This window comes from Aquibium pacificum, assembly GCF_040839445.1.
Classification (GTDB): domain Bacteria; phylum Pseudomonadota; class Alphaproteobacteria; order Rhizobiales; family Rhizobiaceae; genus Aquibium; species Aquibium pacificus.
Window position 1 is genome coordinate 312001 of sequence record NZ_JBDPGJ010000002.1, and the last position, 12078, is coordinate 324078.

The following is a 12078-nucleotide window of genomic DNA, read 5'->3' on the forward strand; positions in this document are numbered from 1 at the left end:
TCCCAAGCACCAGTTTCGCTGGAATTCCGACTACTTCTTCTTCGGCCTGAACTTGCCGATCAGGTTCGCCAGGCCTGGTTTCGGCTTCGCCTTCAGTTCCGCCCTGCCCGTCAAGATGTGCGCGATCTCCGAGATCGACTTAACGATCGCGTGCTGGGCATCCATCTCGCCGAGCATCCGGCCGTTGTTGGCGGCGTTTCCGAACAGCTGCGCCTCAAAGGGGATGACGGCGAGCGGCATGAGGCCGAGCGGTTCGGCGAAATCGGCGGCGCTGATCTCGGGCCGCTTCGGAACGCCTGCCTGATTGATGACCAGATGCGGCGGCCGGTCGTTCGGACGCAACTTCTTGAGCGTGTCGACGAGGTTCTTGGCGTTGCGCAGGTTCGCGAGTTCCGGTGTTGCCGTGATCACGACCTCGTCCGCCTCGGTCAGCGTGTTGCGCGTCCAGCCGTTCCAGACGTGCGGTACGTCGAGGACCAGCAGCGGCGCGCTGCGCTGGACCGTGTCGATGATTTGCATGAAGGCTTCCGGATCGAAGTCGTACACCCGGTCAAGGCTGGACGGCGCGGCGAGAAGCGAGAGGTGCTCCGCACACTGCGCCAGCAGCCTGTCGAGATAGACCTCGTCGATCCGTTCCGGCGCGAAGACCGCCTCGGCGATGCCTTGCGCGGGATCCTGGTCGAAATTGATGTTGGCGGTGCCGAACGGCAAGTCGAGGTCGGCGACGACCACTTCGGATTCGAAGCTCGTCGACATGGTCCAGGCCACGTTGTGCGCAATGGTCGAGGAGCCGACACCGCCCTTGGCGCCGATGAAGGCGATCGCCTTGCCGAGCGGCGCGGCTTCCGGATTGACGAAGATGCGCGAAATGTTGGCGACGACGTCGGCCAGCGAGATCGGCGCCACGACATATTCGGATATGCCGAAGCGCAGCAGCTCCCTGTAGAGCCCCACGTCGTTGTAGTGGCCGATGACGATGACCTTCGTGGAGGGATCGCAGACCTCGGCGAGCTTCTCCAGCGACTGAAGAAGCTGCTTCGGCTCGGCCCGGGATTCCAGGATGATGAGGTTCGGGGTCGGCGTGGTCACGTAGTAGTCGAGGGCGGATTCGAGCCCGCCCATGACCACGCGCATGTGCGCCTTCGACAGTCGCCTGTCCTCGCCGGCGCGCTCGATCGGCTTCGACACGCTTTCCGTCTCGCAGAAGGCATGGATCGAGATCCGGGGAACCGGCCGCATTGCATTCAGTTGGGCGATCTCTTCAGCGGTCGCGCTTCCGAGAACATCGGTATCGTAGGCAAGATTGCTCATCGCGATCGGTCCCGCATCTGCTTATCAATAAGTGACTTCCGACGTCGCGATGAACTCGGGCGCGATCTGGCGCTGCTTGTACTGGTCGAGCGCATTGCCGCGGTTCTCCGCATCGATCTCGCCCGGCTCACGCGGGCCGAGAAGGTCCGCGGGGTTGGCGACCTGCGCCGCCAGATTGTTCTGATAGGCGCAGCCGAAGTTGGAATAGTGCCTGTTCTCGCTGTTCTTCAGGATGTCGTCGGGCCAGCGTCCGCACTGGTCGGTGCTCGCCCGCATCCTTGGGTAGACGATCCTCAGCGGGGCGGCCACGTCCGGCGCTCCCGAGCTGTAGGGCACGGTCACTATGTTCCCCGCCGGGACCCCCCTGGCGTAAAGATACGCCGCGATGTCGTGGGCGACCGCGCTGGCAGCAGCAGAGTTTGCCGCGCCGGCGGGCACCATGATCGAGACGGGCGCGGCGGCCCGACGATCGTAGTGGGCGATGTAGCCCGCGACCACGGCGCGGTGCACCTCCGTCATCCGCCGGTCGCCTACACCGACCGGCAGGTCGAGGATCTCGTCCCTCTCGGCCACGACGATGGGGTGATTGGTGCGGTAGTCATCCGGAACCGAACCGACGGTAATCGAATCGCGCTTGGCGCAGCCGGTGAGAGCGGCGGCGATGCCGATCACCAGAAGCGCGTGGGGCGCCGAGAGCGCGCGTAGGCGTCCCGCGGAAGACATCTTGTTGAAGGCGCTGCGCATGAGGTCCGTCCCCCGGATCACTTGTAGATGAAGCCGACGACGCCGTGGTAACGGCCGTTCGGTCTTTGCGTGTTCATGGTGCCGTAGACGCGGTTGACCCGGCCGAGGAATATGCCGGCGCCGTCGCTCGGCGCGTTGAAGTTGTCGTCTGGGCGCGCGAGTTCCTGTCGCGCGACCGGCCGCGTGAGATACGGCGTCACGATGATCACCAGTTCGCTTTCGTTGCGCACGAAGTCGCGGCTGCGGAAGAGCGTCCCAAGAACGGGAATCTTTGCCAGCCCGGGCAGGCCGGCGGAGACCTGGCGGATGTCGTCGCGGACGAGGCCGGCGATCATCATCGATCCGCCCGAGGGCAGTTCGACCGTCGTGTCGGCGAGGCGCTTGCGGATGGACAGGATGTTGGTTCCGTTCCTGCCGCCGCCGGTGCCCAGCGCCACCGAGCCTTCGGTGGTCGGCTCCGAGACGGAGGTTCGTATCTTCAGACTGATGCGGCCGGGCGACAGGACGACCGGCTGGAACTCCAGGCCGATGCCGTAGTCGATCTTCTCGATCTCGTAGGTGATGAGCCCCTCGTCGTCGACGTCCTGGCCGGTAATCAGGTTGAACTCGCCGCCCACCTTGAAGGTGGCCTTTTCACCGGAGACGGCGGTCAGCGTCGGCTCGGCGAGCGTCTTCATGACGCCGGCCTGCTCCATTGCGTTCAGGTAGGAGTTGATGGTGGTCGAGCCGAAGGCGGCTCCGAGCTGGAGCTGCGATCCCGAAAGCTGCTTGCCGAGGCCCGATATGCCGTCGCTGATCGCGCCCCAGGTGATGCCGTCGGACGAACCGCTTCCGATGAGGTTGACGCCGAGCTGCTTCATGACGACGCGGCTCACCTCGGCCACCGTCACCTTCAGCGTGACCTGATCCTCGCCGGTGATCTTGATCATGTTGATGATCGCGCTCTTCTGGCGTTCGGAATCCGGATTGTTGATGTCGACGCCGCCGCCGTCCGTCGGAGCCGCCGCGGTCTGCGAATACTGGCCGGTCGTGGCCTCGCCGCCGGTGACGAAGGCCTGCGCAAGCTGCACGGCACGGGCCGCATCGAGCGGCGTCTCCACGGTACCCGTCAAGACGACGTTGTCGTTGAGCAGTTCGACGCGGATGTCGGAGCCGGGAATGAAGCGCGCGAGGTAATCCTCCAGGCCTGCCACATCGCGCTCGACGTTGAGATCGAGGCTGGCGATCTGTTCGCCATTGGCCCCGAAGACGAAGATGTTGGTCTCGCCCACCTGCTTACCGAACAGGTAGATGCGGCGCGCGGTGCGCGTGACCGCGTCGGCGACCGCCGGGTTGGCGACCAGGATGTCGTACGCGTCCTGCGGCAGGTCGATCACGACCGACTTGTTCAGGCCGAGCTTGATGCGCTCGGTACCGTGGGTCGAGGACTTGATCACCGTCTCCGCGAAGGCGGGTGCGGCAGCCGTGATCGCGCCGACGGAACCGGCGGCCAGAAGCACCGCGACCATGCGGGCCGTCACTTTCGTGATGCCGCGGGCCGGATGGCCGAAAACTGCTCGTGACGTCATTTGCGCGCCCCCACTTCGCTCACTTCCCCGGACCGGATGACGCGCACGGTTCCCCGCCGCCCATTGCCGGAAACCAGGTACTCGGCATCGTCGCCCTGCTTGTCCTGGGCGTCCGCGACGGGTCGCAGCGCCAGGGTGAGACGGTCCGCCAACTGCTGGGCGACCGTGATGATTTCGGATTGCTGCGGCGTGAGCTCGAGCGTGGCCGTTTCGCCGACCTTGACCTTCTTGCCTTCCTCGTCCTCCTGGATCATCTGATCGATGGCGAGGACGCGGATGTTCTTCAGGATGGTTTCGGTGATGAAGCCGTTGCTGCCGCCCGATTCCGCCCGCCGCGTCATGATGACATCGACATTGTCGTTGGGGAGGATGAAACCGCCGGCCGAGGTGTCGGCGGAGATCTGAGTCGCGACCGCCCTCTTGCCGGAGGGCAGGATCGCCGACATGAAGCTCTGGCCTTCGCCGATCAGCTTGGAGCGCCGGACCGGCTCGCCGGCATACATGGCCAGCCGGGCGATCGAGCCCTGGAGCTTCTCCATCGCGTCGGCTTCCTCGCTTCGCAGGATGAAGCCCTCGCTCACCGCCGATTCGGGCCATGATTGCCAGCGCATCTGGTTTTCGAGCGGCTGTCCGACCGGAACGTCTTCGCCGAGGACGAGAACATCGGTGAGTTCGATCGCAGGCGCCGGCGGCGCTGCCGCGACTAGATCCGGCGGCGGCGACGACGTCATGTTCTTGGCGATGTAGCCAGCGCCACCCGCGGCAACAGCCGCGACGCCCAGAATGATCAAGCGTGAAGTATTCATCGACCCGCACCTTTACCCGGCGATTTTTTTCACCGGACGGAGAATGGGGCACGAATCGTCAAATTAGGGTTAATGCAACGCTTACGATCGTACTTAATCGAACGTTACGTCAGTTCACGTAAATTAACGTTTGCTAAAGAGCCTCAGAGGCCGCCCAGCTGGGCGAGAGCCCACGCCGCGAGGGGCGTATCGGGGAAGACGAAAAGGCCGCCGATACCGAGCGCGATACCATAGGGTACCCCCTTGGCCGGATCCGCGAGGTTCCTGAGAAAGATGTTGCTGCCGGTGCAAACCTCCAGCGCCGAGCCGCGATAGGCCAGGATCGCAATCGTCAGCAGGCCGCCGATCCCTGCCGATACCAGAAGATATGTGAAGAGCACCGGGCCGAAGCCCATCCATATCGCGGTCGCGGCGATCAGCTTGGCGTCGCCGCCTCCCATACCGCCCAGGGCGAACATGGTGAAGGTGACCGACAGCACCATCGCGAACGCGGCGAAGTGCATCCCGTAGACCGACCATTCCATTCCGGTCATCGGAGCGAGCACGGCGAAGGTGCCGACCAGGACCAGCGCGACCCGGTTGGCGATTGTCATCGAAAGCAGGTCCGAGACAGCCGCGAAGGCCATACAGAAGGGAAAGACGACTAGTATCGAAGCTACGAGCATTTTCGGTTCGCCTCAGCGGATAGCCACGAGACACGCCCCTCGACAGGGGTCATCGACAAACGAATAAAGCAGGACCGCCCGAAGGAGCGGCCCTGCAAACATTCCGCCGGAAGCGGATGCGGACTTACGAGCCGCTGACCTTGGTGGCGATCGTGTTGAACTTCGTGTCCAGCGCATCGCCGAGCGCACCGGCACCAACCATGATGGCGACAGCGATCAGAGCGGCGATGAGGCCGTACTCGATGGCGGTTGCGCCGGACTCTTCCTTGACGAAACGTGCGAAAAGCTTAGTCATTTCCTGAACTCCTACTCGACGTTGGTTACAGCATTACCGTCAACTGTTCTGCGGCGTGTTGATCGGATGAGGGCAATCTAGGCGGAAGGAATTTCGATCGACTTAAGAAATTGCCTTACCGAAATCCTAACGGGCGCCACTGCTTTCGGGTGGTTAACGGGCCGATAAAACGGGGGCCGGCAAGATGGCACGACAGCCTCGGACGATCTCGCGCCTATTCCGGGACGCCCGCCGCCTATAATGATTCGCGCGAGGGGCACTTAACCGATCATTCACCATTCCGGGCGCATCTTAAGGACTGATCCCAGGTGGAGACGATCGATGGCCCGGAAGTCCGAAATACGCGTGCGACCGCTCTTGAGCGTCGTGTTCCTGGCACTGCTGACCGGGTACGCCGCGCCCGCCCGCGCCGACGCCGGCATATCCATACTGATGAACGAGGCGAAGATCGTGAAGCTGGCGCGTCCGGCCGACACGATCGTGGTCGGCAATCCCGAGATTGCCGATGCGTCCGTCCAGGATGCGACGACGATCGTGCTGACCGGCAAGGGCTTCGGCGTCACCAACCTGGTGGTTCTCGACATGGAGGGCGCGCCGATCGTCGACGAGCAGATCTACGTCAGCCGCCAGGACGCGAAGTCGGTGCGCATCTATCGCCGCTCGGAAGTCCAGACGCTCTCCTGCACGCCTTATTGCGAGGGCTCTTACAAGAGCGAGGCGGAACGGATGTCCGAAGCGGAAATGAATGTGAGCCAATAGCTCGCGAACGCCCCGACCCGCCGCGCACGGCGTCGTCCGGACGGCTGCAGATCTCCGGTTAAGAAGCCGTTGACAAAAAGAAGACAATTGCTCCCGACAGGCAAACGGGAATTCAACAGCCGTCCGGTATGGTCCCTTTCAATCTGCACGGGGTTAGCAGGTATCGGATCATGTCAAGACGGATCAAGCTACTCAGGATGGGCGCAAAGCCGGGCGTGCCTCGTCGGTCCTTCGTCCGGTTCTCTCGGGACGAGGACGGCGCGGTCGCCATCGAATTCGCGGCACTCGCCATTCCATTTTCCATGCTGGTCTTCGCGATCCTGGAAAGCTGCATCTCATTCGCGGGACAGCAGATCCTCGTCAACACCACCGACGCCATCGCACGGCAGATACGCACGGGCCAGCTCAAGGCGGCCGACGTCAACGCAACCTCGCTGAAGGCGGCCATCTGCGAAGACCTCGAGATCATCGTGGCTGCGGGATGCCCCGGGCTGGTCGTCGACCTTCGCCAGTACGCGACGTTCGCCGATGCTGCAAAACAGCGCATCAAGCTCACCTCCGACGGCGACATCGACACGACCGGCTTCGACGTGAAGCCGGGCCCCTCTCTGAGCAAGAACATGCTGCGGGTTTTCTACCGCTGGCCGGTCATCACCGATTTCATGCGCAAGTCCATGTCCAACATCAAGGGCGGCTATACGCTGCATTTCGCGACGGTGACCTGGCAGAACGAACCTTTCAACGACTGACGGACATCGCGGGCACGGACCACCGTGCGGGGAAAAGGCGTGACCACCATGATCGAGACAGATCGGAACAAGACGGGCATCTTCATGCGTGTCCGCGACCAGATCGGCAGGCTGGCGAAGGACGATCGTGGCGTCGCCGCCATAGAATTCGCGTTCGTCGTGCCCGTGCTGCTCGCACTCTACTTCATTACCATGGAAGTGTCGCAGGGCCTGGAGGCAAACAAGAAGACGTCGCGTGTCGGCATCATCGTCGGCGACCTGATCACGCAGCAACAGACGATCGTGAAGGCGGAGGTCGATGCAATCATGCGGGTCGGAGAGGCGGTGGTCCAGCCTTACAACCGGTCTTCGCCAGGGATCTACGTGACCGCGATCCAGATCACCAACGAGTCCGTCCCCAAGGTAAAAGTGGCCTGGTCCCGCAAGCTCGAGAACGGCACGGCGAGCGGCTATCTTTCGAAAGACACCACGACGACCGTTCCCGCGGCGCTCAAGGTGCCGGGCAGTTTCCTCGTTCGCACCGAGGTCAAGCTGGACTACAAGCCCGTTCTCACCTGGAGCGCGTCGCAGAAGAAGACGCTTGGCCTGGCCGCCGCTTTCGACGACATCCAGATGGACGAGATCTATCACCTTCGCCCGCGCATGAGCCAGGAAATCCCCTGCGGGGACTGCTGACAGTCGACCGGCAAACCTAAACGCTCATCGACACTCGGCTCGGCTGACGAAAAACATGGTGGTCCGCCGAGCCCGGGGCTTTCACGGGCTTTACGATGCCCGAGCGACGACCTGACCTTTGCGCATCGTGGTCCCCTTTTCGACGATCGTCGTCTGTCGGCTCGCGAAAAGCGCTCTCCTAGAAAGACAAGTCATCCAGCCGGCCTGCACCAGCGCAGGGCACGTCACGCGCAAGGTAGAGGGTGTGGCTCGTTCCCTGCCGGCATCGCTTTGCTTGAAGCGAAGGTGGCGATCCGGTACAAGGCCGCGCGCCCGGACGGCACGACGCCCCGGGCGGATTGCGCGGCGAGAAGGCTGTCCTGTGACAAGGATGGACCCGCAATCGAGATGATCACTCCGGGGGATCGCTCATGACCGTTTCCCATACCGGCGGCTGCCGCTGCGGCTCGGTGCGCTTCGAAGCCTCCGTCGAGCCACACCACATCAGCTACTGCCACTGCGCGGATTGCCGCCGCGCGACCGGCGCGCCGGTGTCGGCCTTCGTCGGCTTTCGGGCCGACGCAGTGTCGTTTTCCGGCGAAGAGCCGCAGGTGTTCGGGAACGGGCCGGCAAGCCGCAGCTTCTGCGGCAATTGCGGCTCGCCGATCGCCTATGTCGACGAGCGCCTGAAAAACCAGATCTGGTTCATGCTCGGCGCCATGGACGAACCCGCGAATTACAGGCCCACGCAGCACGCCTACGTGCGCGAGCAGCTTCGATACGTCCACATGCCCGACGGCCTGCCGCGCTATGTTAAGTCGAGCGTCGAGCGGCCGGAGATGCAATGACGGAAATGCCGCGCACGCCGCGGGACGGTTCAGACATGCCGACATTGCTCGTGTGGCGAGGGCACAAGTTCCGGTTCGACGCGTCCGACGTGCCCCGAACCGCCGCATGGGCACGTCATGAAGGACGGCAAGGCTGCGAAAGTCTGGCTGCGGAGCCTGGAGTTCCGGACTGACACGCTTCTGACGGTGGACTCGCGTCCGGCCGATCTGTATCGGTCGCCGCGCGCGACCAGTTGGAAACCACGACAATGAAACTGACCCTCTCCTGGCTGAAGGAACACCTCGAAACCGAGGCCTCGCTCGACGAGATATGCGAGCGGCTGACGATGATCGGCCTCGAGGTCGAGCATGTCGACGACAAGAGCGCTTTGAAGCCCTTCGTCATCGCGAAAGTGCTGACTGCCGAGAAGCATCCGGATGCCGACAAGCTGCGGGTGCTCTCGGTGGACACCGGCGACGGCAAGCCGGTCCAGGTCGTCTGCGGCGCCCCCAACGCGCGGGCAGGGCTGATCGGCGCCTTCGCCGCGCCCGGCACGTATGTGCCCGGCATCGACGTGACGCTCTCGGTCGGCAGGATTCGCGGCGTGGAGAGCCACGGCATGATGTGCTCGGAGCGCGAGCTGATGCTGTCGGACGAGCATGACGGCATCATCGACCTGCCGGCCGACGCGCCGGTCGGCCAGTCCTTCGCATCGTGGGCGAAACTCGACGACCCGGTGATCGAGATCAACCTGACGCCCAACCGTCCGGACGCCACCGGCGTGCACGGCATCGCGCGCGATCTCGCGGCGGCCGGCCTCGGCACGCTCAAGTCCGGCGCGGTCGAGCCGGTCGGCGGCGCCAGCGAATGTCCCGTCAAGGTGACGATCGAGGCGCCGGACCTGTGTCCCGGCTTTGCGCTGCGCCTGGTGCGCGGGGTCAGGAACGGCGCGTCGCCGAAATGGATGCAGCAGCGGCTGATGGCCATCGGGCTTCGGCCGATCAACGCGCTGGTCGACATCACCAACTACATCACCTTCGACCGCGGGCGCCCGCTGCACGTGTTCGATGCGGCGAAAGTCAAGGGCGACCTCACCGTGCGGCGTGCCCGCGAAGGCGAGACGGTGCTGGCGCTCGACGGGCGCGAATACACGTTGTCCTCCGAGACATGCGTCATCGCCGACGAAAACGGCGTCGAATCGATCGCCGGCATCATGGGCGGCGAACATTCGGGTTGCGACGCGAACACCACCGACGTGCTGATCGAATCGGCGCTGTGGAACCCGCTCGCCATTGCCCGCACGGGACGCGAACTCGGCATCGTCACCGACGCGCGCTACCGTTTCGAGCGCGGCGTCGATCCGGAGTTCATGGGCGCCGGGCTGGACCTCGCCACCCGCATGGTGCTGGAAATCTGCGGCGGCGAGGCTTCGCGGGAGGAGATCACCGGTTATCGGGGCCACCACGACAAGACGATCTCCTTCCCGATTGCGGAGGTGAAGCGCCTGACCGGGCTGGACGTTCCGCGTGAAACCATCGTCGATATCCTGAACCGCCTCGGTTTCATGACAAGGGGCGAAGGCGAGGTGCTGGACGTCACGGTGCCGTCCTGGCGCCCGGACGTCGAGGGCAAGGCCGATCTCGTCGAGGAAGTCATGCGCATCCACGGGGTGGAGAAGATCGCGCCGCAGCCGATGACGAGCGACGAGGCCGTCAGCGGAAAGATCCTGACGACATTGCAGCTGCGCACCCGCGCCGCGCGCCGGGCGCTTGGCGTGCGCGGCATGATGGAGGCCGTTACCTGGTCGTTCATCCCGGCGAAACATGCCGAACTGTTCGGCGGCGGACAGGCTTCGCTGAAGCTTGCAAACCCGATCGCGGCCGACATGTCGGACATGCGGCCCTCACTGCTGCCCGGCCTGCTGGCCGCGGCGCAGCGCAATGCCGACCGCGGCTTCGCCGATGTGGCGTTGTTCGAGGTGTCCGGCACCTACGAAGGCGACCGCGCGGGCGAGCAGCGCCGGGTGGCGGCTGGCGTGCGCCGGGGAACCGCGCGAATGGAAGGCTCCGGCCGCGCCTGGTCGGGCAATGCGCCGTCCGTTGGCGTGTTCGACGCAAAGGCGGACGCCCTCGCGGCGCTCGAAGCCTGCGGCGCCCCGGTCGACAAGCTCCAGGTCGAGGCGGGCGGTCCGGCCTGGTACCATCCGGGACGGTCCGGAACGATCAAGCTCGGACCGAAGGTCGTTCTCGCCACCTTCGGCGAGTTCCACCCGAGGACGCTGGAGGCGCTCGACGTTTCCGGTCCGCTCTGCGGCTTCGAGGTCTTCGTCGATGCCGTTCCCGAGCCGAAGGCGAAGCCGACGCGTACAAAGCCGCGCCTCGACCTCTCGCCTTTCCAGGCGGTGCGGCGCGATTTTGCCTTCGTCGTCGACCGCGGCGTCGAGGCCGGCACCGTGACGCGCGCCGCGCTCGGAGCCGACAAGAAGCTGATCACCGGCGTCTCGGTGTTCGACGTCTTCGAAGGTACCTCGCTCGGTGAAGGCAAGAAGTCGGTCGCCATCGAGGTATCGATCCAGCCCGTCGACAAGACGCTGACGGACGAGGATTTCGAGGCGCTGGCCGGGCGTATCGTCGACAACGTCAGGAAGCAGACCGGCGGCGTGCTGCGGGGCTGAGGCTCTGCGGCACCGCCCGTGCCACGTTCGCAGGGCGGGACGTAGCATCCGCTCTTTTCGCAGCCGTAGTTTTATGTGCGCTTATCATTTTTGAACGCACGCGCGCTCGAATCCGCCTAGAGGCGGTTCATTCCGACCCGGTCGGACTGAGCCCCTTCCGGGTGGAGGCGAGATGGAAAGTGCTATTCCTGCATCGTTGCTGGCGATGCTGGATCGACGCGATGCGATGTCCCCGGCCGAGCGTCAGGCGTTCGCCGGTCTTCCGTGGCGGCTCCAGTCCTTCCAGGACGGCGCCGAGATCGTCCCCGAAGGGCACCGGCCGACCGAGAGCTGCGTTCTCCTCAGGGGCTTCACGGCCAACGTGCGCTATCTTGCCAACGGCGACCGCCAGCTCACCGCGATCCACGTTCCGGGCGATTTCTTCGACCTCCATGGGCTCTTCCTGAAGGTGCTGGATCATGGCGTGGTGGCGCTGACGGAGTGCCAGGTCGCAATGGTGAAGCACGAGCATCTGAAGCGGCTGGCGGCAGACCACCTGCGCCTGGTTTCGATGTTCGCGGCATCGATCGCGCGGGAAGGCGCGCTGCAGAGGACCTGGATCGTGTGCATGGGGCGTAAGGATCCGGTCCGGCGCATCGCCCACCTCGTCTGCGAGATGTACCGCCGTCTCGAGCGCGCCGGCGGCGCCCGCGACTTCCAGTTCGAATTTCCCGTAACGCAGGCGGAGATCGCCGACCTGGCCGGCCTTTCGGTGGTCCATACCAATCGCGCCCTCCAGGAGCTGCGCGCGACCGGACTGATGAGCTGGCAGGGGGCCGAGATCAGGATCAGCAACTGGGCCTCGCTTGTCGCATTCGCGGGTTTCGACGAGACCTACCTGGGGCTTCAGTTGGACGAACAGTAGGGGTCCGGCACATCGCACCTGTGCCACAGGTTGGAAGCGGCCCGGCGAAATCGCAGGCGCGAAATAGTGCTTGATCGCCGGGATCGGCGCGATACGGTCCCGACCCGGAACATACAGGCAT

At 64.4% G+C, this 12078-nt stretch carries 12 protein-coding genes; 6 read left to right on the plus strand and 6 right to left on the minus strand.

The annotated features are described in order from the left end of the window. Nucleotides 1-30: 30 nt before the first annotated feature. The 6 genes from ABGN05_RS07785 to ABGN05_RS07810 all read right to left on the minus strand — a co-directional run bounded on the left by ABGN05_RS07785 (nucleotide 31) and on the right by ABGN05_RS07810 (nucleotide 5389). Nucleotides 31-1311 carry a CpaE/TadZ family protein gene (locus ABGN05_RS07785; protein WP_367953447.1) on the minus strand — a complete coding sequence of 427 codons (1281 nt, stop codon included), beginning with the start codon at nucleotides 1309-1311 and terminating at the stop codon, nucleotides 31-33. Between the two features lie 24 nt (nucleotides 1312-1335). Continuing rightward, a complete protein-coding gene (locus ABGN05_RS07790; protein ID WP_367953448.1) occupies nucleotides 1336-2055 on the minus strand; it encodes a CpaD family pilus assembly protein in 720 nt (239 codons plus the stop codon). A 17-nt stretch (nucleotides 2056-2072) separates the two neighbouring features. Beyond that, nucleotides 2073-3623 carry a type II and III secretion system protein family protein gene (locus ABGN05_RS07795; RefSeq protein ID WP_367953449.1) on the minus strand — a complete coding sequence of 517 codons (1551 nt, stop codon included), beginning with the start codon at nucleotides 3621-3623 and terminating at the stop codon, nucleotides 2073-2075. Further along, the gene (gene cpaB, locus ABGN05_RS07800; RefSeq protein ID WP_367953450.1) at nucleotides 3620-4429 is read right to left on the minus strand and encodes a Flp pilus assembly protein CpaB; all 810 of its coding nucleotides are present in this window, start codon (nucleotides 4427-4429) and stop codon (nucleotides 3620-3622) included. The genes ABGN05_RS07795 and cpaB overlap by 4 nt, the downstream gene beginning before the upstream one ends. 143 nt (nucleotides 4430-4572) lie before the next feature. Beyond that, complete coding sequence (locus tag ABGN05_RS07805; protein WP_367953451.1) at nucleotides 4573-5094, minus strand: A24 family peptidase; 522 nt, start codon at nucleotides 5092-5094, stop codon at nucleotides 4573-4575. A 124-nt stretch (nucleotides 5095-5218) separates the two neighbouring features. Beyond that, entirely contained in the window at nucleotides 5219-5389 is a 171-nt protein-coding gene (locus ABGN05_RS07810) for a Flp family type IVb pilin (protein ID WP_367953452.1), read from the minus strand. 321 nt (nucleotides 5390-5710) lie between these two features. Between ABGN05_RS07810 and ABGN05_RS07815 the strand changes: the two genes are divergently transcribed. The 6 genes from ABGN05_RS07815 to ABGN05_RS07840 all read left to right on the plus strand — a co-directional run bounded on the left by ABGN05_RS07815 (nucleotide 5711) and on the right by ABGN05_RS07840 (nucleotide 11957). Next, nucleotides 5711-6148 (plus strand): pilus assembly protein N-terminal domain-containing protein, encoded by a 438-nt coding sequence (locus ABGN05_RS07815; protein WP_367953453.1) that lies wholly within the window; start codon nucleotides 5711-5713, stop codon nucleotides 6146-6148. Between the two features lie 170 nt (nucleotides 6149-6318). Further along, entirely contained in the window at nucleotides 6319-6897 is a 579-nt protein-coding gene (locus ABGN05_RS07820; protein ID WP_367953454.1) for a TadE/TadG family type IV pilus assembly protein, read from the plus strand. A 48-nt stretch (nucleotides 6898-6945) separates the two neighbouring features. Then, a complete protein-coding gene (locus ABGN05_RS07825; protein WP_367954336.1) occupies nucleotides 6946-7572 on the plus strand; it encodes a TadE/TadG family type IV pilus assembly protein in 627 nt (208 codons plus the stop codon). Nucleotides 7573-7982: 410 nt separating this feature from the next. Then, entirely contained in the window at nucleotides 7983-8399 is a 417-nt protein-coding gene (locus ABGN05_RS07830; protein WP_367953455.1) for a GFA family protein, read from the plus strand. 248 nt (nucleotides 8400-8647) lie between these two features. Then, nucleotides 8648-11053, plus strand: a complete 2406-nt coding sequence (gene pheT, locus ABGN05_RS07835) for a phenylalanine--tRNA ligase subunit beta (RefSeq protein ID WP_367953456.1) — start codon at nucleotides 8648-8650, stop codon at nucleotides 11051-11053. Between the two features lie 172 nt (nucleotides 11054-11225). Beyond that, a complete protein-coding gene (locus ABGN05_RS07840; protein WP_367953457.1) occupies nucleotides 11226-11957 on the plus strand; it encodes a Crp/Fnr family transcriptional regulator in 732 nt (243 codons plus the stop codon). Nucleotides 11958-12078 lie beyond the last annotated feature (121 nt).